Here is a 22,823-nt window from a genome sequence, read left to right on the forward strand (position 1 = left end):
GCGGGATTCGCTGGTCCGATTCTTCGGGGAGCACGTTTGGCGGGCTTCACGAGATGACGCCTCGGACCCACCCGCGTGCGCCACTACCGGCACGCGCGTTTCCCGCACACCACGCGAGCGCTCGTACCGGATGGCGATTATATTCCAGTTCGGCTATATTACCGATATGGCATCTACGTTCGAGGCGCTGGCCGAGCCTCGCCGCCGGGAGATTCTCGACCTGTTGCGCGAACGGGAACGACTGGTCGGCGATTTGGTCGCCGAGCTGCGCTTGGCTCAGCCCACGGTCTCCAAGCACCTGAAGGTCCTGCGGGGCGCGGGCCTGGTGGACGTGCGTCAGGACGCGCAGCGCCGCTGGTACCGGTTGCGGCCGGAACCGCTGACCGAGATCGAGGCCTGGCTCGCGCCGTACCGGCGGATGTGGGAATCGAGCCTTGACGCCCTGGAACGTCATCTCGACGCCATACCCGACGAGGAAGGACAACCATGACCGATTCCCGAGCACAGCTGCGCACCGTCGACGGCGCCCCCACCCTGCGGTTCGAACGCAGGCTGGCCCATCCCCCGGAGAAGGTGTGGCGCGCGATCAGCGACCCGGGCGAGATGGCCGCTTGGTTCCCGGCTGCTGTCACGACCGAACCGCGGCCCGGCGCCGCGATGCGCTTCACCTTCGCCGACGCACCCGAGACGATCGATAGCACCTCCGGCGGCGAGGTGCTCGAATTCGATCCGCCCAAGGTCTACATGTTCCGATGGAACCGGGATGTGCTGCGATTCGAACTCGTGGCCGACGGCGACGGGACACTGCTGATCTTCACGCACGTCCTCGGCGGCGGACCGGAGGCCCGACTCGGCGCGGCGAGGTCCGCGGTCGGCTGGGACCGTTGCCTGTCGGCCCTCACGGCCGCACTCGACGGCGCGCACACCGAGCCGGACGCGACCTGGCTCGCCGACATCGAGGGCTACATCGCGGATTTCGGGCTCGACACGGGTGACTGCGAAGAGGTCGCCGACGGCTACGTGCTGCGGTTCGCCCGCGACCTGGTGTGGCAGCCGCTGGACCGCTTGTGGTCGCTGCTCGTCGAACGGGACACTCCGTCGGTGGGCGCCCACCCGCCCGTCCGGGCGACGAACCCGCATGTCGAGGCGGGCGAACTGCTCGATGTCGAGCCGCCCCGGTCGATGGAGTACCGGTGGCGGCACGACGGCGCCGTCGCAGGCACGGTGCGCTGGGCCTTCGAAGCCGATTCCGACCTGGGCGTGCGGGTGGTGCTCACCCAGACCCTGCCCGCGAAACTGTCCGCGCTACGGCCGGAACTGCTGGCCGCCTGGCAGGTACACCTGGAACTCTTCTTCGCCGCCACCCGAGGGGACATCCGTTGCCCTTGGCCCGCCGACCGCGTCGCCGTGCTGGCCGAACGGTACGCGGCGGACCTCCGCGAATGAGCGGGCCCATCGCCTGAACCTCCAACCGCATCCCCGACTGTCACCGGCCCGCGAATCCATCTCGCACGAAGGGCGATTCGCGCGGCCGGTGCCTTCTCGGCAAAGCGATCCGGCGGCCGCGCCCCGGCCGGATTCGGCCGCCGCGGCTCGATCACCGCGCCGCGTGCCCAGCGGATAGCTCCGCATTCACTGATCGAGCGGCTCAAACGACCCCATCACCGGGTGCCAACTGCTTACGATCCCGTAGCACATCGCGAAACATGCACCTGCTCGGCGCGAACCGACCGCGTGACCGCACGCGTCGGTGAAGCGCCTTCCCTTCTGGAGTCATGCCCTTTGTCCACGCCACAGTCCCCGCAATCCGCCTCCGAGAGCACGAAAAGCTGTCCCGTACAGCACGGTTCGCCACTCGACTCCGACGGCCCCCGGTTCCCGCTGTATACGGAGGCATTCGCCGCCGATCCCCATCGCGCCTACCGAGAGATGCGCCACCGATACGGCTCGCTCGTGCCGATCGAACTGGCGCCGGATGTGCCCGCCACGTTGGTGATCGGCTATTACACCGCGTTGCGAATCCTCAACGACCCGGTGCATTTTCCCGCGGACCCGCGGACTTGGCAGCAGGGCATTCCCGCGGAGTGCCCGATCCTGCCGATGATGGAGTGGCGGCCGAACGCCCTGCGCAGCACCGGATTCGAGCATGAGCGCTACCGGCAAGTGAATGTCGCGAGTATCGCTGAAGTGGATCTGCACGCGCTGCATTCGACGACCGAGCAGATCGCGGGCCCACTGATCAATGCCTTCTGCCAGGACGGCGCGGCGGACCTGATCAGCCAGTACGCGTTTCCGCTGACCTTCGCGGTGCTCAACTCCGTGCTCGGCTGCCCCCCGGAGATCGGGCAGCAAGTCGCGATGGGCATGGCCGCGATCTTCGAAGGCGTCAACGCGGACAAGGGCAACGCGATGCTCGCCGACGCGCTGTACGACCTGGTGCAGATGAAGCGGAGAAGTCCGGGCGACGACATCACCTCGCGACTGCTGCGCCACCCCGCCGCGCTCGACGACATGGAGATGATCCACCAGCTGGTCACCTTGTACGGGGCGGGCATCGAACCCCAGCAGAACCTGATCGCCAACACTTTGCGATTGATGCTCACCGACCGCCGATTCGCGGGCGGGATATTCGGCGGCAGTCTTTCCACCCGCGACGCGCTCGACGAGGTGCTGTTCGACGACCCGCCGGGGGCCAACTACTGCTTCAGCTACCCGAAGCAGCCGATCCTGATCGACGACGTCTGGTTGCCAGCGCACCAGCCGGTGGTGATCAGCATGGCCGGTTGTAACCACGACCCGGCGATCCACACCGGCGAGTACACCGACAGCCGCGCGCACCTCGCCTGGGGAGCCGGACCGCACGCCTGCCCCGCCCGATCGATGGCCTACCTGATCGCGCAGGACGCCATCGACCAGCTCCTCGACGCGCTGCCCGAGATACGGCTCGCGGTCCCGGCGGAGGAGCTGACCTGGCGACCGGGTCCGTTCCACCGGGCCCTCGTGTCGTTGCCCGTCGTGTTCCCGGAATCCCCGCCGATGCCCGCGTTCGGGTAGCGGACCGCGCTCGCCGGGCGCCGCGGCGGCCGCCCCGGGCCGTACGACCGCGCCCTGACCGCGACCGATCGAATTTTGTTCGCGCTGATCGTGATTGGTGCCAAACGCGCGGCGACGGCGCAGAATCCACGCGGCAGCCGCGAAGCGCTCATCCGACCGATCCCGTCAGGAGCACATGTGACCACTTCCCTTCCGGTGAACCTGAAGCACGCGCGCGACATCCATCCCGACATCGACGTGCCGCTGGTTCGAGACGCCATCCACCCGGAGCGGGCGCTGTGGTCGGCTGCGGAACTACACCGGCTGACCAGCCTGGTGGCCGCGGAATTGGCGACGCCGCTGCTGGACATCGTGCGATTCGATGCCGATCAGCGCTGGTGGACCCGCCTGGCGTTGACCATGGGCGTCGAGTTGTGGCTGCTGTCCTGGGCGCCGGGACAGGGCACCGAACCGCACGACCACGGCGGCGCCTCCGGCGCGTTCACCATGACCGTGGGGGAACTCAGCGAGGAGTATCTGCATCTCGGCGGTTCGATCCGGAAGGCGGAACGGCGAGCGGGCGACACGGTCGGCTTCGGCCCCGATCGAGCGCACCAGCTGCGCAACGACAAGCTGTGGCCGGCCGCGTCGGTGCACGCGTACTCGCCGCCGCTGCGGCCGGTCCGCGAATACCGTACGCTGGCGGACTTCGCAGGAACGTCGGTGAGCGGAGTGGGAACACGATGAGTACAGGCGCCGAGGACATGGTCGCGCGCGCCAGGGCGCGACTGGAGCGGGTGACACCGGAGCAGGCCGCCGCGGTGCAGTCCCGGGGTGGACTGATCGTGGACATCCGGCCGCACGCGAACCGGATCGCCGAGGGCGAGATACCCGGCGCGGTGGTGGTCGAACGGATCGTCCTGGAGTGGCGCTTGGATCCGAACGGCGACCACCGGCTCCCGAGCCTCACCTCGGACACTCCCGTGGTGATCGTGTGCAACGAGGGCTACGCCTCGAGTCTCGCGGCGGCCGACGGGTTGCGCCTCGGGCTGCGGCGGGTGACCGACCTCGTGGGCGGTTTCCGGGCGTGGAAGGCGGCGGGCCTGCCGGTGGTCGCGGGCGGAACCCCGGCCGTGCCATAGCCGGTCCCCCATACCGGGCGACGCGGCATCAATCGGGCAGCCGTCAGTAGACGTAGACGACCGCGTTCTCACCGCCGCTGCAAGTGACGAGCGGCCCCTCGGGCAGGCAGTTCATGGTGTAGGACCGGCCGGTGACCGGGCTGGTCGCGACGACCGTGCGCGGTGCGTCGCGAGTCGCGTTCTGCGCCGCACCGTTCGCGGCATAGGCGCTGCGCACCGCTTCCGCGAACGCGCAACTGGTCACCGGGGTACCCGTCGCCGACTGGGTGAACGTCCCGGAGGCGGCCTGCCCCTGGCCGCACGGTTTCGCGCCGGGAGGCAGCGTCACCGGAGTCGTCTTCGCCGAGGTGGACGTCGCGGGCGAGGACGACGTGCGGGTCGGCGCCTGGGTGCTGGGCCGCGCGGCCGGCGCGGGCGCCTCGGACCGGGCGGCGGCGGAGGTCGGCTCGACCTCGCCGGAGCCGAACGACTGCCAGGCGATCGCGCCGCCGACGGTCAGCGCGACGATGGCGAAGACGGCCACCATGATGGGCAGCGCTATCGAGCGACCCGCACGCGACGAGGAGTAATCGGACTCGTCGTAATCGTCGTAGCCGTACTCCGGCTCGTCGCGGCCCACCGGGTAGCCGGTGCGCGCGGGGTAGTCACCGTGCGGCGGATAGTCGGTACGCGCCGCGTAGCCTGCCGGTTCCAGATACTGGGTCGGCGCCGCGTCCGGTGCGGGAAGATAACCGGACGTGCCCTGCGGGGCGACCGAGCCGGGTCCTCGATCCGGATAGGGCGCGGTCTCCGGGTAGTTCTCGGCTCCCGGATGCGGTCCCTCGCCGAAGGCGTAACCAGGCGCCTGGGAGTAGGCCTGCGGCGGCATATCGGAATACGCCCGAATCGCAGTCGGTTCCGCGAATCTCCGTGTGGCATCGAACTCGGCCTGCGCGTTGTCCGCCTGTCCCGCGTACGGCTGCGGGCGCGCATCGGAATAGGCCCGATCTCCAGTCGGTTCCGCATAGCTTCGCGTGACGTCGGGATCGGCCTGCGCGAAGTCCTCCGGCCGTAGTGGGTAGGCCTGCCCGGGATCGAAGTAGTCCTGTGTGGCCGGATCGGCGAAATTCTGCGGATACACCTGCGTCGGCGGGGCCGGATGCTCCGGTGCCTGCGGGTATCCCGCGGATTCCAGATATGCCTGGGTTTCCGGGTACAGGTGCGCGTCCGGGAAGGGGCGCATCGGAGGCAATTCCACCTCCGGCGTCGACGGCGCTCGCGGCCCCGGGGAGGGTGGAGTCGTTTCCGCAGGCGGAAGCGGCGTGAACTGGAATTCCGCCGGCCGGATCACCGTCGGCGCGCTCGGATGGATCACCGCGGGAAGCGAGAGTTCGCCCGTCGATTCCGGCGCGGCCGCCGCACCGGGGCGCTGGGACCGGTCGGGTGCGCGCACCACCAGCATCGGCCCGGTGGCTGGCGCCGAGGTGAGCGCGGTGCGCGCCGCCCTGGCCAACGCGGTCGCGGTCGGGAAGCGGTCGGCCGGGTCCTTGGCCATACCGCGACTCACCACCTCGTCCAACGCGGCAGGAATGCCGGCGGCCTGCGTGCTCGGCCGCGGCGGCGGATCGGACATGTGCGACTTGATCAGCACGTTCATGCTGGCCGACGGGAACGGCGTCGCTCCGGTCAGGCATTCGTGCAGCACGCAGGCCAGCGAGTAGACGTCGGCGCGACCGGTCACCGGGCCGACGTCGAAGCGTTCCGGGGCCATGTAGATGTAGGAGCCGACCGCCATGCCGACCAAGGTCACCGCGCTGTCGCCCTCGGTGTGCGCGATGCCGAAATCGGCGAGATACGCGAAATCCGCGTCGGTGACCAGAATGTTCGCCGGTTTCACGTCGCGGTGCACCAGATTGCTCGCGTGCGCGGCGTCCAGAGCGGAGGCGATCTGCTCGATGATGCCGACGGCGCGGGCGGGGCTCAACGGTCCCTGACCGCGCAACATGGTGCGCAGGTCGGCGCCCCGGACCAGCCGCATGTCGATGAACAGCACGCCGTCGATCACGCCCCAGTCGTGGATCGGGATGACGTGCGGTTCGGCCAGCCGGGCGGCGGCCTGCGATTCGCGCCGGAAACGCAACTGGTACATCGGGTCTTTGGCGAGTTCTTCCGACAGCAGCTTGACCGCGACCTCGCGGTCCTTGACCGTGTCGTATGCCTCGTAGACCTCCCCCATTCCCCCCTTTCCCAGCAGCGACCGCAGTTCGTACGGCCCGAAACGCGTGCCGGTTCTCGGCCCAGGTTCCTGCACCCGTCATCCTCCGCATCCCGGGCGGGGATCGCACACCGAGATCACGCGGTACGCGACCGGAGCCCACCCGTCACAGAGTGGATTCTCCGGGTGTCACCACCCCGTGGTCAAACGCGAACACGATCGCCGCGGCGCGATCCCGGAGTTCGAGCTTCCCGAAGATATGTCCCACATGACTTTTCACGGTCACTTCCGAGATGCCGAGCTCGCGCGCGATCTCCGCGTTCACCCGGCCGCGCCCGATCAGTTCGAGCACCTCGTACTCGCGGGCGGTCAGGTCGGACAGGCGGGCATCGGTGTTGGTGCGCACCGGGCGCACCGTGCGATAGGCCGACAGCACGCGGCCGGTCACCGCGGGGTCGAGCCAGGCTCCGCCGCCCGCGACCATCCGCACCGCGCGGATGAGGTCCTCGGCGGGCGAGTCCTTCAGGATGAATCCGGCCGCGCCCGCGCGCAGCGCCCCGGACAGCAGCTGATCGTCGTCGAAGGTGGTGAGCACGAGAACCGGCGGAGCACCGTCGCGCGCCCGCAGCATCCTGGTCGCGTCGATGCCGCCGACCCGTTTCATCCGCAGGTCCATCAGCACCACGTCGGGGCGGGCCTGGGCCACGGCGGCCGGGACCTCGTCCCCGTCGGCGCACTCGCTGACCACGAATCCGTCCCGCCTGCGCAGGATTCGCCGCAGCCCGCCGCGCACGAGTTCCTGGTCGTCCACCACCAGCACCGTCACGGCATCTTCGCCACTCGCGGGCGAGGTCAGGCTCATGACCGGACCTCGCCGAAGCCCGGCTCCATCGTTCGCGACGACCACATGCCGTATTCCCGGTCGACTCGCTGACGCTCGCTCACGAACCCTCCCGTCCGTTCGTAGTGGACCCGGGCAGCACCGGACACGACAGTCCGCCCCGGCCGGGCGCGAGCGGAATACCGGCGCGCACCGACCAGCCGCGGTCCGACGGGCCCGCGGTCATGCGGCCGCCGAGCAGTTCGGCGCGCTGGCGCATGCCGGAAAGCCCCATGCCCGCGCCGCGGTGGGCGGGTAGTCCGCCGGGCACCGTGTTGTCCACCGTGAGGGTCACCATCGTCGCGTCCACCGCGAGCCGGACCCTGGCGGACGCGCCGTGCGCGTGCTTGACGACGTTCGCCAGCGACTCCTGGCCGATCCGGTACAGCGCGAGCCCGACCGCGGGTGACACCGCGCCCACATCGCCGTCGCGGTCGTAACGCACGTCCAGACCCGCCCGCACGAAATCGCCGACCAAGTCCTCGATGTCCTCCACGCCCGGTTCCGGGACCTGCTTCCAAGGTCGCGCGTCGAGCAGGCCCACGGTGCGGCGGATGTCGGCCATCGCCTGCCGCCCGAGCCGCTCGGCATCGGTCAGCGCTTCCACGGCTTCGTCCACGTCGCGGTCGGTCTGCAACGCGTGCCGGGCCGCGGTGAGATGCAGCAGCGTGACGCTCAGCGAGTGCGCGATCACGTCGTGCACCTCCCTGGCGATCCGGTGGCGCTCCTCGTCGGCGGCCTGCGCCGCGCGGATGTCCTGGTAGCCGCGTTCCTGGTAGAGGAAGCGGCGCTGATATTGCAGCATCAGTCCGGCCATCCAGCCGAACGCGATGCCGACCAGGTAGGTGGGCAACCCCTCCGGGACGTGGCCGATCGCATCGAAGGCGACCAGTTGCAGCATCATCGCGACCGTGACCGGGATGCTCACCCGTTTCGGCGCGATCGCCGCGATCTCCCCCGCGGCGGCCACCAGGACGAATGGAGCGAAGTCGGCCGCGACCGGTTGGGCGAGGAACAGCGCCTCGGCCGCCATGGCCAGCACGCCGAGCAGCAGCGGGCGCGGCAGCACACCGAGCAACGCGTGCAACGGACCGAAGGCACAGGTCAACAGGACCGCGATGATCGGGAGCGGGGTCGGGAAGTAGCTGTGCCGCTGCACCGCCGCCGCGACCGCCACGGCGAAGACCGCGATATCGACACTGACGATGACCGACGGCGGATAGTCGTAAGGCAGTTCCTCGACGCTGCGCCGGAACGCCGCGATCGGATCGCCCGCGAACTCGGCGCACCGCTCCCGGACACGCCGCATCGAGGCCCGCACGCGGCCCGCGCGAGGCGTACCGGGCGGTGCTTCGGCTACGCCGGTCGAACCCATTCTGTAAGGCTAGCCGCCGCATCCGGGCCGGTACATCGTCCCGCGAGGGGGCCGCCGCTCCTACCGTGGGCGGAGACGCATTCGGGTCCCTGGCACGACGACAACAAGACCGTCGCGTCCGTAGCGTGGGCGATAGTTCACAGAGGAAGGCGATGGCCATGTCCTGGACCGATCAGCACGCTCGAACCGACATCGTGCACACCGTGCTCACCCGCGCGGCGCTCGACCCGGCCGATCCCGACCTGTTCGAGGGGTTCGATGACCTGGATCGGCTGTTCGGTGGCGCGGAGGGGCTCCTGCTCACGCTGCGCTACCGGTGGAACCTGCATTTCGCCGCGAAACTCGACCAAGGGCTGACGGCGATGGAGGCCTATCTGGAACTGTCGGCCGAGCAGCCGGTGCTGCGCGCGGTGCTCGACGCGCAGTATCGTCGCCGCAAACTCGCGTCGGAGGCCATGGCGCGGTAACGCGCGATGAGGAACGAAGAATTGATCGACCGTACGGAGCGGGGGACAACGATGCCGGAACCGGCGATGCTGGAACTATCGGGCGTGACGAAGGAGTATCGGGTCGGCGGGCAGGCGGTCCGCGCGCTCGACGACGTCGGATTGCGTATCGAGACGGGGGAATTCACCTCGATCATCGGGCCCTCCGGTTCCGGCAAGAGCACTCTGTTGCATTTGCTCGGCGCGCTGGACAGTCCCGACGCGGGCTCGATCCGGTTCCGGGGCGAGGAGATCGGCGCACTGGACGAGGAACAGCAGTCGGCATTCCGGCGCCACCAGGTCGGTTTCGTGTTCCAGTTCTTCAACTTGCTGCCCACGCTCTCGGCGTGGGAGAACGTGGCGATACCGAAATTGCTGGACGGCACGGGTTTGCGTAAGGCCAAGCCGCGCGCTCTGGAATTGCTCGACCGGGTCGGGCTCGCCGAGCGGGCCGAACACCGTCCCGCCGAACTGTCCGGCGGGCAGATGCAGCGAGTCGCGGTGGCGCGGGCGCTGATCATGGACCCGCCGCTGATCCTGGCCGACGAGCCCACCGGCAACCTCGACTCCAAGACCGGCGCCGCCATCCTCGAATTGCTCGGGGAGATCGCCGCAGCCGGCAGTTCGGTGGTGATGGTGACCCACGATATGGGCGCGGTGACCTACTGCGACCGGGTGATCACGCTGCGCGACGGCCGGATCGGGTCCAATGACGAGGTCGAGCGGAGGGTCAACGCATGAGCATGAGCGGTCAGGGCCGGAGGCGGCATGGTCAGGGCCGGAGGCGGCAGCGAAGCTTGAAGGTCACCGCGTGATCGGCGCGGCGTGGGATCGTCTGCGGCTGTTCAATATCGGCGAACTGCTCGCCCATCGCGGCCGCACCCTGATGTCGCTGATCGTGATGGGTGTCTCGGCGTCGCTGCTGGTCGCGGTGCTGAGCATCTCCGGCTCGGTCACCGGCTCGGTGGACAAGCTGACCCGCGGCCTGGGCGGCAAGGCGCAGCTGGAGGTCAGTGGTATCACCGACGCGGGCTTCGACCAGCAACTGCTGCGGCGGATCGCGACCACACCCGGCGTCGCGGTTGCGGTGCCGATGCTGCGGACGCAGATCGGCACCGGCGCCGACCGCGCGCTGCTGATCGGCGCCGATTCGAATATCGGCGCGCTGGGCAGCGAATTGACCACGCCGATGAGCGCTTTCACGGGAAAGCTGCTCTCGGTGCCCAACGGGGTGCTGGTGGGCACGGGACTGGGCCGTGCCGAGGGCGAGCAGTTCACGCTGGGCGCTACGACGGTCACCGTGGCGGGCGTCCTCGATGAGGAGACTTCCGACAAGCTCAACGGCGGTCACCTCATCGCCGCTCCGCTCGGGCTCGCGCAGAAGGTCACCGATCGCGCGGGACGGCTGGATTCCGTGCAGATCATTCCCGCCGAGGGGGCCGACCTCGCGCAGGTGCGCGCGGCGCTCACCGAGGCGGTGGACGGCCGCGCGGTGGTGGCCGAGCCGAGTCTGCGCACCGCGCAGGCGGGCGGGGCGATTCAAATGGTCCGCTACTCCACTACCATGGCGTCGGCCGCCGCGCTGATCGTCTCGGCGTTCCTCATCTACAACGCGATGAGCATGGCGATCGCCCAGCGCAGACCGATGCTCTCGCTGTTGCGCGCGATCGGCGGCAAACGCGGACCGATGGTGCGCGATCTGCTGGCCGAGGCCGCGCTGCTCGGCGTGCTCGGCGGCGCGGTCGGCGCGGCGCTGGGCGTGTTCATGGGCAGCGTCGCGATCGGCACGCTGCCCACCGCGATCGTGCAGTCGGTGGAGGCGCGCACCGAATACTCGGTGCCCTGGTATGTGATTCCGTTCGCCGTCGTGGCCTGTGTGTTCACCAGTGTGCTCGCGGCGTCGCTGGCCGCCCGCCAGGTGTACAAGGTCCAGCCCATCGAGGCGCTGGCACCGGTCGGGGCCGGGCGGACCGATACGGCGAGCCCGCTGCTGCGCTGGCTGGCCGTCGTGGCAGGCGGCGGGCTGGCCGGGGCCGCGGTGCTGATCGCGAGCAGCGATCTCGGCCGCTATTCGCTGACCGCCATCTCGATCTCGTTCATCGCCGCGATACTGCTCTGTTTCGCCGCCACCGGTCCGATCGTGCGGGCCGCCGCGGGAATCGCGCGCTGGTTCCGCGCTCCCGGCGCACTGGGCGCGACCACCCTGGAACGCGCGCCGCGGCGGGTGTGGGCCACGGCGATGACGGTGATGATCGGCGTCGGGGCCACTGTCGGCATGAGCGGCGCGTCGAGCAACATGATCGATTCGGCCACGGTCACTTTCACGGATCTGGCGCGCAACGACGTCTACATCAGCCCCGCCTCGATGGCGCAGTTCCCCACCGGGCCGCTGCTGCCCGCGGATCTGCGGGACAAGCTCGCGGCGGTGCCCGGCGTCGCGCACCTGAGCCCGGCCCAGATGGCCTTCGCCACCCTCGGCGGCACTCGCGTGATGCTGCAAGGGTTTCCGCCGGATGCGCGCGAGACCCGGATGCGCATGCTCACCGACGATTCGGTCGCCCGGCTGTCGGCCGGAGAGGGCGTGGCGATCTCCCGCGACGTAGCGCGCTCGCTGGGCGTCGGTGTGGGCGCGGAGCTCACCCTGCCGACGCCCACCGGCGCGCACACGGTGCGCGTGCTACAGGTGATCCCGTATTTCTCCGCCATCGCGGGCGTGGTGATGATGGACCTGAACCTGCTGCGCACCTGGTACGAGCGGCCCGGCGAGACGGTGATCGCCGCCGACATCGCGCCCGGCGCTGATCACGCGGCGGTGCTCGCGGCGATCCGGCAGGTGGTGCCGCCGGAGCTGAACGTGGATACCGGCGCGGACACCGTGGTTGCCGCGTCGTCGAGCATCGAGCAGGGCATGGCGATGAGCAACGCCATCCTGTGGATCGTGGTGCTCGTGGCCACGGTGGCACTGCTCAACACGTTGATGCTCTCGGTGCTGGAGCGCCGCAGGGAACTCGGCGTGTTGCGCGCCATGGGCACCGGGCGCAAATTCCTGATGCGTTCGGTGCTGGCCGAGGCCGCCGGGATCGGGATCGTCGGCGCGGTGCTGGGTCTGGCGCTCGGCGCGGCGGTGCAGTTCCTGGGTACGGTCGCCATCGGGCACGCCCTGACCATCGACGTCGCCTACCGGCCGAGCCCGATGCTGCTGGTCTACGGCATGATCGCGCTGGCGCTGGCGCTGCTCGGGTCGATCCCGCCCGCGTTGCGCGCGGCCCGGCTGCCCATCGTGGAGGCGCTCGCGGTCGACTGAGCGTTCACAGCGGCAGGTCGGCGAACCACGTCTTGAACTTCGCCGCGGTGATGCCGAAGCCGGAGCCCGGGTTGCTGTCGGTGAGGGTCACCGTGGCGAACAGCAGGTAGCTCGACCGGGCCGGATCGTCGTCGAAGTCGACGACGAGATAGCCGTCCGGAAACCCGCTGGTCTTCTCCTGCCAGCGGTAGGTCGAATACGACTTGCCGCCGTTGCGTTCGGTCGCCGCCGTGTTCGACGGCAGGTCCCGCACCGCGGCCTGGGCGTCCTGCGGCGACTTGAAGCCGATGAGGACGTAATCGGGGTCGGCGATCGGCGTGCCCCAGCAGTTCCAGGCCCTCGCCCAGTTCGGGAAGTCGGGTACGCCGTTGGCACTGGACACCTTGCCGCCCGGTTTGGCGGTGCCGAGGAAACAGGTCTTACCGCCATACCCCGGGCCGGAACCGATGTCGTATTTCGTGTCGACACCCTGGGGTAGCAGTTCGGGAAACGCCTTGGCGAGCTTGTCCGCATCGGAGGGGCCCGCGGGCGTCTTGGTGCCGAGGTCCAGCGGCGACGCGGAATGCGAGAATCCCACCTTCGCGACGATGATGCCCGCCCCGACCAACAGCGCCACGATCACCAGGACGATCGTCACGATCAGGCCGGTGTTGGAGCGCCCTTGCGACGGATAGCCGGGCGGCTGGTGCGACGGGTAACCGATCGGCGGCGGGGCGGAATGTGGCGGCGCCACGGGATAACTCGGCTGCGGAGCTGCTGCGGCGTAGCCGTTGGACGCCGGGAACTGCTGTCCGCCGGTCGGATTCGGGTGGTACTGCGGCGCTGCGGTGTAGCCCGGGGTGGATGCCGTGGGGATGTAGGTCGGCTGACTCGCCTCCGGCCCGGGGTACGCCGGTTGCGCGAGGACGGTGGGCGCGGGTTGCGGCTGGTACTGCGCGGCCACCACCGTGGGAGCGGGCTCGGTGAGCGCGCGCCGTGCGGCGGAGGCGAATTCGACGCAGGAGGCGAATCGGTCGTCGGGCCGCTTCGCCATGGCCCTCGCGATCACCGCGTCGAGCGCGGGTGACAGACCGGCGCGCCGTGCCGCGACGGAGGGCGGCGGCAACTGGAGGTGTCCGCGAATGATGTCGGCCGGGGCGGGAGCGTCGAACGGGGCGATGCCGGTCAGCAACCAATACAGCGCGCAAGCCAGTGAGTACTGATCGGAGCGGTGGTCCAGGTGCGCACCGGTCATCTGCTCGGGTGAGGCGTAGGCGAGCGTCGCGGTGAACATGCCGGTCTGGGTCAGGTGGGTGGAATCCTCGCGCAGCCGGGCGATGCCGAAATCGGTGAGGAAGACCCGCTCGCCCTGGCCGCCCACCGCACGCGCCAGCATGATGTTCGCGGGCTTGACGTCACGGTGCAGCACACCCATCCCGTGCGCGTAATCCAGTGCGGACGCGACGCCCTCGATGATCTGCACGGCCCGCTCCGGCGGCAGGCTCTGCGGGTTCACCGTCGCCGCGTCGACCCCGTCGACGTACTGCATGGAGATCCACAGCTGTTCGTCCTCGGTGCCGCGGTCGTACACCGCGACGATGTTCGGATGGTCCAGCTGCGCGGCCAGGTCCGCCTCCCGCTCGAACCGTGCCCGGACCTCCGCGTCGGTGAACAACTCCCGGTTGAGCAGTTTGAGCGCGGTCTGCCGTGGCAGCCTGGGGTGCCTGGCGAGATACACCGATCCCATGCCGCCCTGGCCGAGCAGCCTCTCTATGGTGAACCCGGCGAACATCGCACCGCTGTTGAGCAACACGCCCCCTTCAGGTGACCGCGGCGGCCGGACAGCACGTCCGGGCGCTTTCATACCGATCCTGGAGCCTACCGGGTGACGCCGTGGCCACGGGGTTTCGAATTCTCCGGGAAGATCGGCAAAACTATGGTCGAGACATCGCGCCGTCGACGCCGTCGCGCCGCGGCGATGTCTCTCGTCCGGTCACCGGCCGGACGAGCCCGATGAGCTATTTTGCACCGCCGATTTACAGTGTGACCGCGTCACCGGTGGTGGGGAGGACTCGGTGGTGAGGTCGACGAGATCCGCTTCGACGTGTCGTGCCGCGCTACGCGCCGGAGCGATGGTGGTGCTGCTCACGTTGACCTCGTGCACTCTGTTCCCCGTCGATCGGGCCGCCACCGAGACACCCGCCGTCGTCGTCGACACGGCGGGAGCCTGGCGGCCGAACCTCGCGGTGTCGGTGCCGGACTCGCTGGCCGCCGACTTCACCCAGTTGCAGCCGCAGCTGGGCGGACAGGTCGGCATGGCGATCATGCCCGTGGGCGGTGGCCGGATGACGGTCTACGGCGACTGGGTCAGCGGCATCGCGTGGTCGACCATCAAGGTGCCGCTCTCGATCGCGGCGCTGCGGCACGACTCCCGAGAAGAGATCCGGCAGGAGGTGGAGGCCGCCATCACCTGGTCGGACAACGACGCCGCCGAGGCGCTGTGGCAATCGCTCGGCGACGGGCTGGCAGCGGCCGAGGCGGTCCAGGACGTGATCGACGAGGCGGGCGACGCCACCACCGGAGTGGCGGGCCCGCGCACCACCCTGGACTACAACTCCTTCGGCGGCACCGAATGGACGCTGGCCAACCAGGCCCGTTTCGCCTCCCGGCTGCCCTGCCTGCCCGAGTCGTTCCACGTCACCGAGCTGATGACGGAGATCACCCCCGAGCAAGCGTGGGGGCTGGGCGTACTGGAGGGCACGGCCTTCAAGGGCGGCTGGGGCCCCGACGACGTGACCGGCGTCTACACCGTCCGCCAGTTCGGGCTGGTGCCGGTCCGGTCCGGCATGATCGCCGTGGCCATGGCGGCGACGGCAGATTCCGGCAGCTTCGACGACTCCACCACCATCCTGAGCCGGATGGCGCGGATGCTCGGTCGTCATCTGGGCGAACTGCGCGGCGGGTCCTGCCCGCCGCTGTGATCCGGCTCAGCCAGGAGTGACCAGGCCGGTCTCGTAGGCCAGGACCACCGCTTGCGCCCGGTCCCGCAGGTTCAGTTTCGAGAAGACCTTGGAGACATGGGTCTTCACGGTCTGCTCGGCCACGAACAGGGTTTCGGCGATCTCGGAGTTCGACATGCCTTTCGCGATCAGTTCCAGCACTTCCCGCTCGCGGGGAGTCAGCGCGGACAGTTGCGGCGCGGGCTTGGCGCGGACCGCGCCGCGGCGGCGGGTGACGTCGGCGATGAGCCTGCGTGTGACCGTGGGCGCGAGCAACGCCTGACCGTCGGCGACCACGCGCACCGCGCGCACCAGCTCCTCGGCGGGCGCGTCCTTGAGCAGGAACCCGCTGGCGCCGAGACCGAGCGCCTCGTAGACGTAGTCGTCGATGTCGAAGGTGGTGAGCATCAACACGCGCACCGGCGGCTCGAATCCGGCGGCCAGGATGGCGCGGGCGGCGTCCAGCCCGTTCATCTCCGGCATGCGCACGTCCATCAGCACGACATCCGGGCGCAGCCGCTTCGCCTCGGCCACCGCGGCCTTCCCGTCGGCCGCGTCGCCCACCACACTGATATCCGGCTGCGCCGCGAGCAACGCCCCGAATCCCTGCCGGACCATCGCCTGGTCGTCGGCGATCAACACCGTAATTGCCACCCGCTCACCCTAATTGCCCTGGGCCTCCGGCCGCCGAGCCCGTTCCTGTGTGCCGAGGCAAGGGCACACGATTCCCCCGGCGGCAGATCGACACTCAGCGACCTGATTCGCCGTGCGCGGATACGACGGCATCGACGGCGGCGGCAGTGGCGTCCGGCGCGGTGAGCGGGAAGCGCGCGTGGACTATGAACCCACCGTCCGCCCGCGGCCCCGCCGTCACCTCACCGCCGACTGCCAGGGCTCGCGCCTGCATGCCCGCGATGCCGTGGCCGCCGTTGCCGACCGGCCGGGCGGGCGACGCTCCCGGGCCGTTCTCGACGTCGAGCAGCAGTTCCGCGCCGTGGGTGATGCGCACCCGGACCGGGGCGCCCGGGGCGTGGCGGGAAGCGTTGGACAGCGATTCCTGCACGACGCGGTAGAGGGCGAGGCCGGTGGTCTCCGCGATCGTCTCCAGCGCGCCGTCGACGGTCCACTCGATGTGGACGCCCGCGCGTCGGGCGCCCTCGAACAGGGCGATCACGTCGGCCGCCTTCGGCTGGGGCGCGTGTTCCGGCAGCTGGCCGTCGCTGCGCAGAACACCGAGCATGCCGCGGATCTCGTTGAGCGCTTCCCGGGCCGTGGCGCCGATGGACTCGAACTCGGCGCGCGCGGCCGGGGTGACGCCCTCCACCCGGTACGGCGCGGTCTGCGCCTGTACCACCACCAGCGACATGTGGTGGGCCACGACGTCGTGCAGATCGCGGGCGATGCGAGCCTTCTCCTCCAGGATGGCCCGGCGGGCCCGCTCGAGTTCGTTGGCCTCCTCCTGGCGCACCAGCTGCCGCCGCGACAGCGCCAGCCAGCGGATGAGCAGGCCGAACAGCACCAGCGCGGCCAGCGCGATCGGCCAGCCCCAGGCGGCGTTCGCCAACGCCTCCCCTTCGCCGGGCATGGTGGTCGCGAACAGCAGGGCCGTCGCCGCCCACGTCACCGCCGCGATCTGCCCCGGGGCGCGCACCGCCACCGCGAGCAGCAACACCAGCATGCACAGCACGTGGACGACCTGGAACGGCAGGTCGTTGTTCGGTTGATGCGGAATAGCCAGCGCGATCACCAGCGCGGAGCCCGCCGAGATCGACCAGCCCAGCGCCGGGTTGATCCGTACCAGCAGCACCGGGAACGCGGCGAGCGCGGCGATGAACGGCTGCGCCGCGGTGGGGACGGCGTGGGTCAGATGCAGGGTCGGCCAAGCCACCGAGTACCAGATCAGCGCGACCAGTACCGTGCCGAGGTCGAACCAGGTCCGCGCGTCCAGCCGTCGCGTCCAGGCGCGACTTTCTCCGTTCATGCCTACGACACTAGGAACTCGCAGTTCACCGCGGCCTCATACCCACGGGTGATTTCCGGCCCGCTACCCCGGTGGGAGACCGTGCGACCGATCCCCCGGCGGCACGGCACGGGAAACGTTCCCGGGCGTGAGGCGGCCGCCGGAAGCGATTCCCTAACGTCGTCGCCATGAGCACACCGACCAGCGCCGGGCGCGAGACCCGGTCCGCATCGGCCGCAGGAGCCCGAATCCATTCCGCCGCAATATCATCCGTCACCGCGCAGACGCGACGCTACGCGGCGCTCACCGCGTCGGCGTTGACCACCGTGGCGGCGACGGCGTTTCTCGCCCCCGCTCCGCACGCCGCCGCGGCGGCCGCGCCGGTCGAGAGCGCGCAGGCCGGCGCCGCTGTCGCCGAACTGGCCGCGGGCGGCCCCGACGCACTCACCGCGATCCCGGCGGATTTCGTCGCGTCGTTCGGTTACCGGCCGAGCACGATGGACGGCCTGCTGGTCAATCCGGGCGGCGACTGCTCTTCTCCGGTGACGCTGCCCGCGGAGTTCGATACCGCGTGCAAGGCCCATGACCTCGGCTACGACCTGTTGCGCTACGCCGACCGGCGCGGCGAACCGCTGGGCCCGTGGGCGCGGCAAGCCTTGGACGCGACGCTGGACCGGCAGATGCACCAGGCCTGCGCCGCCCGCGTCGACTCGTTCTCCCGCGCCCGCTGCGATGCGATGGCATCGATCGCGAACACCGCCGTCGATCTGAACTCGCGCAGGCAGGACTACGGCGCGCCCGTGGTCGAGCCCCTGCTCGGCGCGGCGGACGCCGATTCGACGACGAGTTGGCAGCTACTGGGCACGCTCGGCGCCGGGATCGCCGGGCTGACGGCGGTTCTCGTGCTGCGCAACCGGCGGCGAGGCCACGTACCCGCGGCGGCCCTGTCGTACGCCACGGGCGCGGTACAGCCATGACCTGGTCCGTCCTGAAGTCTTCGGATCGCCGCGCATGGTTCGCCGCCGGGGTCCGCCGGGTCGCGCCGCCGCGGATCGGCACGACGCTCGGCATCGGGACCGGTGTCCTGGCCTCGCTGGCACCCGGTCTGCTTCCTCGCACGCCGAGCGCGCAAGCCGTACTGACGGGGCTCCTCGCGGCACTCGCTCTGGGGGTGGGGGGGATACTGCGGATCACCCTGCGGCGCTGCGGATTCGACATCGACGAGCGCCAGGCGTGGGCACGCCTGCCGCTGCTGATCGCGACGGCGGTGCTGGTGGCGGGCGCGGCGGCGAACGCGGAGCACTGGCAGAACCGGCTTCGCGCCGCGATGAACACCCCGCCGATCGGCACGGGCTACTGGGTGCGGTGCGCGCTCGGCGCCGCGTTGATCATCGGACTGTTCGCCTGCGCCACCCGCGCGATCGCCTGGGCAGCGCGGAAACTGGGCTGGGCGCGGGGCGTCTCGCTGGCCGCCGTCGTCGCGGTTCTGCTGTATCTCGTCGGCGTACCCGCGATGGTCGGATGGCGCGAGTCGGTGTACGCGCGGGCCAACGCCGAGCTGGATCCCGCTCTGGTACACCCGGTTTCGTACTCCGGGTCCGGTGGCGCCGAATCCGCGGTGAGCTGGACGTCGCTGGGCGCCGAGGGGCGGAAGTTCCTCAGCGGTCCGCCGGCCCGAGCCGTGCGGGTGTACATCGGGGTGGCCTCGGCGCCCGACCTGGACACTCGCGTCGCGCTGGCGATCCGGGAGTTGGAGCGCTCGGGCGGCTTCACGCGCTCCCACCTGGTCGTCACGGTACCCACCGGCTCGGGCTGGATCGACGCGAACGCCGTGGCGGGGTTCGATCAGCGCTTCGACGGCGACGTCGCGCTGGTCGGGTTGCAGTACTCCTATCTCCCGAGCTGGGCGACGTTCGTGTTCGGCCGAGACGCGGCCGTCACCGCCGCACGCACGCTGTTCACCGCCGTGGAACGCCATATCCAGGGACTGGCACACCCGCCGAAGTTGTACCTGTACGGGCAGAGCCTCGGGGCCCTCGGCGGCAATGCCGTCTTCTCCGGCGACGCCGAGCAGGACGGCCGGACCTGCGCGGCGCTGTGGGCCGGACCTCCCGCCAACCGCGTCCACCGTGGCGGCGCGACAGTGCTGGCGAACAGCTCCGACCCGGTGATCCACTGGTCTCTCGCGCAGCTGTGGCGCGCGCCCGACCTCACCGGGGCCCGCGTCGACGCCCCGGTTCCGCAGTGGCTTCCGGTGATCGGCTTCGCGCAGACGACCGCCGATCTGCTGGGCGCGTTGCACGCTCCGCCGGGCCACGGCCACCGTTACGGCACCGATCAGGGCACCGCCATGGGTTCCTGCTGAGCCGTTCGGCGCGGCGCCCGCGCGGGAACGTCATAGAACATGTTCTAATTTCCGCATGGCCTTCGTCATCGACCTCGCCGCCGACATCGACGCCCCCGCCGAGCTGGTCTGGCAGGTGATCACCGACTTCCCCCGCTACGGCGAGTGGAATCCCTTCGTCACCGAGTGCCGCAGTTCACTGGTGCCCGGCGAGCCGATCGACATGCTCGTCCGGGTCTCCGGGTCGAGCCCGCGCAAGCAGCGGGAATGGATTCGTTCGCACACGCCGGGCCGGGAGCTCAGCTACTCGATGAAACCGGTGCCTCCCGGCGCGCTGCACAGCCTGCGCTCGCACACGGTGACGCCACTCCCGGACGGTCGCACCCGCTACGAGTCGCACTTCGAACTCGGCGGATGGCTGCATCCCGTGGTCGTCGCGCTGCTCGGCAAGAACCTGCGGCGCGGCTTCGAGGGCATGACCGCCGGCGTCCAGAAGCAGGCCGAATCGCTGCGAGCCTCCTGAGCACGATCGGCCGAAAGGCGTCGAAGCGCACTCACCAGCGGCTTCACTCGCGCAGATAGGCCAGCGCCGCATCGAGAGCGGCGTCGGCATAGGCCTCGGTGAGCCCGCCGAGCCCCAGCGACCACCGCATCTGCGTCGGACCGAACAGCAGATCGACGGCAAGTTCGAGATCCAGGCCCGCGCGCAGGTCCCCGGCGGTGACGGCGGCGGCCAACCGGTCGGCCACAGCGGCGCGCTGGGGCAACAGCAGGCGCTCGCGATAGGCGGCGGCCAGTTCGGCATCCTGCTGGATCTCGATGTACATCGCGCGGAGAAAGGATTCGAACCCGGGATCGGTCAGCGCGACGACCGACCCGCGCAGCAGCGGGCGCAGGTCCGCGGCGATATCGCCGGTGTCGGGTAGCGCGAGACCCATTGGGCCCGAGTCGGATTCGAGCATAGCATCGAACACGACAGCGCCCTTCGACGGCCACCAGCGGTAGATCGTCTGCTTGCCGACCCCCGCGCGGGCCGCGATCGCCTCGATGCTCAACTTCGCGTAGGACACCTCGCGGATCAGCTCGGCTGTCGCGGCGAGTATCGCCGCGCGAGCGCGCTCGCTGCGGCGCGCGGCTGTGGGGGTGTCGGGCATGCCGTGACGGTAGCAGATAACGAGACGAAACGTCTCGTCTTGACAAGCAGGGCCGCCCTTGGCACGTTATCCAACGAGACGGAGCGTCTCGTGACGAAAGGATCTCCCGTGACCAGAACCTGGTTCATCACCGGCGCAAGCCGGGGACTCGGCCGCGCATTCACCACGGCCGCGCTCGCGCAGGGCGATCGCGTCGTCGCGACCGCGCGCAATACGGAATCCCTCGCGGAGCTCGCCGACGACCGCCTGACCGTGCTGCCCTTGGATGTTCGCGAGCGCGCGAGCGTCCTCGCCACCGTGGGCGAAGCGTTCGCGGCGATGGGCACGATCGATGTGATCGTGAACAACGCGGGCTACGGTCTGGTCGGCGCCGTCGAGGAACTGACCGAAGCGCAGATCCGCGAGCAGATGGAGACCAATTTCTTCGGCGCCCTCTGGGTTTCCCAAGCCGCCGTGCCGCACCTGCGGGCGCAGGGCTCCGGGCACATCGTGCAGATCTCCACCGTCGGCGCCGTGGGCAGCCTGCCCCTGTTCGGCCTCTACAACGCGAGCAAGTGGGCCCTGGAGGGATTCAGTGCCGCGCTCGCCGACGAACTGCGGCCTTTCGGCATCCGGGTCACGCTCGCACAGCTGGGCGGCTTCGACACCGAGTGGGCCAAGTCGAGCATGCGGTTCGCCTCCGCGATTCCCGCCTACGCGCAGCTGCGCACCGCCGTCCTCGGTATGCCGGACTATCCGGCACCCACCCAGGGCAACGCGGACCTGTCGGAGGCGAACGAACCGGCATCTCCCCCAGCGGAATCCGCACCGGAGGATGGGTCCGAGTGGACCGAAGCTCCGCCCGAAGTCGGCGCGGCAGGCCTGATCGCATTGGTGGACATGCCGAATCCCCCGCTACGCAAGATCATCGGGCCTGGCGCACACCACATGGTCACGCTCGCATTGGATCAACGCCGCCGCGACTACGCCGAAGACCCCGAATTCACCTGGCCCGCTTAGCGATCTCGCGGAGCCGCTCGGTTTCCGCACAACCCGTGCGGGGATCGAGCGGCTCCCGCGAAGAACGTCAGGCGATCGGGCCGCGGGCGGCCTCGTAGGCCGCGCCCACCCGGTAGAGGCGGTCGTCGGCGAGGGCGGGCGCCATGATCTGGAGGCCGACGGGCATGCCGTCGTCCTTGCTCAGACCGGAGGGAACCGACATCGCGGGATGGCCCGCCAGGTTGGTCGGCAGCGTGCACAGGTCCGACAGGTACATGGCCAGCGGATCGTCGACCTTCTCGCCCAGCTTCCACGGAGTGAACGGGCTGGTCGGCGAGACCAGCACGTCGACCTGCTCGTAGGCCTGGTCGAAGTCGCGGGCGATGAGGGTGCGCACCTTGAGCGCCTGGCCGTAGTAGGCGTCGTAGTAGCCCGCCGACAGCGCGTAGGTGCCGATCATGATGCGCCGCTTGACCTCCGGGCCGAACCCGGCCGCGCGCGTGGCCGCCATGACCTGCTCGGCGCTGTGCTGCCCGTCATCGGCGACGCGCAGTCCGTAGCGCATGGCGTCGAACCGCGCGAGATTGGACGACACCTCCGACGGCATCACCAGGTAGTAGGACGACAGCGCGTACTCGAAGTGCGGGCAGGACACTTCGACCACCTCGGCGCCGAGATCCTTCAGCACCGCCACGGCGGCGTCGAAGGAGGCGAGCACGCCGGGCTGGTAGCTGTCGGAGTGCAGTTCTCTCACCACACCGACCTTGACGCCGCGCAGATCGCCCTGCGCTCCCGCGCGGGCGGCGGCCACCACCGGCGGCACCGGCGCGTCGCGCGAGGTGGAGTCGCGCGGGTCGTATCCGGCGATCACCTCGTGCAGCAGCGCGGTGTCCAGCACCGTCCGGCCGCACGGGCCGCCCTGGTCCAGCGACGACGCGCACGCGACCAGGCCGAATCGCGACACCGTGCCGTAGGTCGGCTTGGTGCCGACGGTGG

Annotated in this window: 20 protein-coding genes and 1 pseudogene; 13 read left to right on the plus strand and 8 right to left on the minus strand. The window is 70.0% G+C overall.

Annotated features, from left to right (window positions below; genetic code table 11):
- Positions 1–166 precede the first annotated feature (166 nt).
- From NG1_RS10960 to NG1_RS10980, 5 genes are all read left to right on the plus strand, one after another.
- Positions 167–490, plus strand: a complete 324-nt coding sequence (locus NG1_RS10960; RefSeq protein ID WP_062969918.1) for an ArsR/SmtB family transcription factor — start codon at positions 167–169, stop codon at positions 488–490.
- The gene (locus tag NG1_RS10965) at positions 487–1,446 is read left to right on the plus strand and encodes an SRPBCC family protein (protein WP_062969919.1); all 960 of its coding nucleotides are present in this window, start codon (positions 487–489) and stop codon (positions 1,444–1,446) included. The genes NG1_RS10960 and NG1_RS10965 overlap by 4 nt, the downstream gene beginning before the upstream one ends.
- A gap of 507 nt (positions 1,447–1,953) precedes the next feature.
- Positions 1,954–3,054, plus strand: coding sequence for a cytochrome P450 (locus NG1_RS10970; RefSeq protein ID WP_245659857.1), 1,101 nt, complete (start codon positions 1,954–1,956; stop codon positions 3,052–3,054).
- A 177-nt stretch (positions 3,055–3,231) separates the two neighbouring features.
- Positions 3,232–3,780: a cysteine dioxygenase gene (locus tag NG1_RS10975; protein ID WP_062969958.1), complete on the plus strand. Its 549-nt coding sequence runs from the start codon at positions 3,232–3,234 to the stop codon at positions 3,778–3,780.
- Positions 3,777–4,175 carry a rhodanese-like domain-containing protein gene (locus NG1_RS10980; RefSeq protein ID WP_062969921.1) on the plus strand — a complete coding sequence of 133 codons (399 nt, stop codon included), beginning with the start codon at positions 3,777–3,779 and terminating at the stop codon, positions 4,173–4,175. The genes NG1_RS10975 and NG1_RS10980 overlap by 4 nt, the downstream gene beginning before the upstream one ends.
- 1,216 nt (positions 4,176–5,391) lie before the next feature.
- On the opposite strand, the pseudogene NG1_RS38190 reads toward NG1_RS10980, so the two are convergent.
- The 3 genes and pseudogenes from NG1_RS38190 to NG1_RS10995 form a co-directional block, all read right to left on the minus strand.
- Positions 5,392–6,465: pseudogene (locus tag NG1_RS38190) on the minus strand (serine/threonine-protein kinase); the annotation flags it as partial.
- A gap of 70 nt (positions 6,466–6,535) precedes the next feature.
- Entirely contained in the window at positions 6,536–7,231 is a 696-nt protein-coding gene (locus tag NG1_RS10990) for a response regulator (RefSeq protein ID WP_174315407.1), read from the minus strand.
- A 79-nt stretch (positions 7,232–7,310) separates the two neighbouring features.
- A complete protein-coding gene (locus NG1_RS10995; RefSeq protein WP_062969923.1) occupies positions 7,311–8,624 on the minus strand; it encodes a sensor histidine kinase in 1,314 nt (437 codons plus the stop codon).
- A 158-nt stretch (positions 8,625–8,782) separates the two neighbouring features.
- Here NG1_RS10995 and NG1_RS11000 point away from each other — a divergent pair, with 158 nt between their 5' ends.
- The 3 genes from NG1_RS11000 (at position 8,783) to NG1_RS11010 (ending at position 12,413) form a co-directional block, all read left to right on the plus strand.
- Positions 8,783–9,091: a hypothetical protein gene (locus tag NG1_RS11000; RefSeq protein ID WP_062969959.1), complete on the plus strand. Its 309-nt coding sequence runs from the start codon at positions 8,783–8,785 to the stop codon at positions 9,089–9,091.
- Positions 9,092–9,142: 51 nt separating this feature from the next.
- Positions 9,143–9,850 (plus strand): ABC transporter ATP-binding protein, encoded by a 708-nt coding sequence (locus NG1_RS11005; RefSeq protein WP_062969924.1) that lies wholly within the window; start codon positions 9,143–9,145, stop codon positions 9,848–9,850.
- Between the two features lie 70 nt (positions 9,851–9,920).
- Positions 9,921–12,413 (plus strand): FtsX-like permease family protein, encoded by a 2,493-nt coding sequence (locus NG1_RS11010; protein ID WP_062969925.1) that lies wholly within the window; start codon positions 9,921–9,923, stop codon positions 12,411–12,413.
- 4 nt (positions 12,414–12,417) lie between these two features.
- On the opposite strand, the gene NG1_RS11015 is transcribed toward NG1_RS11010, so the two are convergent.
- Entirely contained in the window at positions 12,418–14,205 is a 1,788-nt protein-coding gene (locus tag NG1_RS11015; protein ID WP_062969926.1) for a serine/threonine-protein kinase, read from the minus strand.
- Between the two features lie 319 nt (positions 14,206–14,524).
- Here NG1_RS11015 and NG1_RS11020 point away from each other — a divergent pair, with 319 nt between their 5' ends.
- Complete coding sequence (locus NG1_RS11020) at positions 14,525–15,373, plus strand: serine hydrolase (protein ID WP_063910315.1); 849 nt, start codon at positions 14,525–14,527, stop codon at positions 15,371–15,373.
- Positions 15,374–15,379: 6 nt separating this feature from the next.
- Here NG1_RS11020 and NG1_RS11025 read toward each other — a convergent pair whose 3' ends face one another.
- Together NG1_RS11025 and NG1_RS11030 are read right to left on the minus strand one after the other, a co-directional pair.
- The gene (locus NG1_RS11025; RefSeq protein ID WP_062969928.1) at positions 15,380–16,045 is read right to left on the minus strand and encodes a response regulator; all 666 of its coding nucleotides are present in this window, start codon (positions 16,043–16,045) and stop codon (positions 15,380–15,382) included.
- Positions 16,046–16,139: 94 nt separating this feature from the next.
- Positions 16,140–17,372: a sensor histidine kinase gene (locus NG1_RS11030; protein WP_062969929.1), complete on the minus strand. Its 1,233-nt coding sequence runs from the start codon at positions 17,370–17,372 to the stop codon at positions 16,140–16,142.
- Between the two features lie 167 nt (positions 17,373–17,539).
- On the opposite strand from NG1_RS11030, the gene NG1_RS11035 reads away from it, so the two are divergent.
- The 3 genes from NG1_RS11035 to NG1_RS11045 are packed head-to-tail and all read left to right on the plus strand — an operon-like array spanning position 17,540 to position 20,218.
- A complete protein-coding gene (locus NG1_RS11035; protein ID WP_062969930.1) occupies positions 17,540–18,328 on the plus strand; it encodes a hypothetical protein in 789 nt (262 codons plus the stop codon).
- On the plus strand, positions 18,325–19,716 hold the full coding sequence (locus NG1_RS11040) for an alpha/beta-hydrolase family protein (RefSeq protein ID WP_062969931.1): 1,392 nt from the start codon (positions 18,325–18,327) through the stop codon (positions 19,714–19,716). The genes NG1_RS11035 and NG1_RS11040 overlap by 4 nt, the downstream gene beginning before the upstream one ends.
- Before the next feature lie 55 nt (positions 19,717–19,771).
- Positions 19,772–20,218, plus strand: a complete 447-nt coding sequence (locus NG1_RS11045) for an SRPBCC domain-containing protein (protein WP_062969932.1) — start codon at positions 19,772–19,774, stop codon at positions 20,216–20,218.
- A 43-nt stretch (positions 20,219–20,261) separates the two neighbouring features.
- Here NG1_RS11045 and NG1_RS11050 read toward each other — a convergent pair whose 3' ends face one another.
- Positions 20,262–20,849, minus strand: coding sequence for a TetR/AcrR family transcriptional regulator (locus NG1_RS11050; RefSeq protein WP_062969933.1), 588 nt, complete (start codon positions 20,847–20,849; stop codon positions 20,262–20,264).
- A 108-nt stretch (positions 20,850–20,957) separates the two neighbouring features.
- Between NG1_RS11050 and NG1_RS11055 the strand changes: the two genes are divergently transcribed.
- Positions 20,958–21,848: an SDR family NAD(P)-dependent oxidoreductase gene (locus NG1_RS11055; protein ID WP_062969934.1), complete on the plus strand. Its 891-nt coding sequence runs from the start codon at positions 20,958–20,960 to the stop codon at positions 21,846–21,848.
- A gap of 67 nt (positions 21,849–21,915) precedes the next feature.
- On the opposite strand, the gene NG1_RS11060 is transcribed toward NG1_RS11055, so the two are convergent.
- The coding region (locus tag NG1_RS11060) for an amidase family protein (RefSeq protein ID WP_084498833.1) at positions 21,916–22,823 on the minus strand (908 nt) is incomplete at its 5' end.

Origin of the sequence: Nocardia gamkensis NBRC 108242, assembly GCF_001612985.1 — a bacterium.
Taxonomy (GTDB): domain Bacteria; phylum Actinomycetota; class Actinomycetes; order Mycobacteriales; family Mycobacteriaceae; genus Nocardia; species Nocardia gamkensis.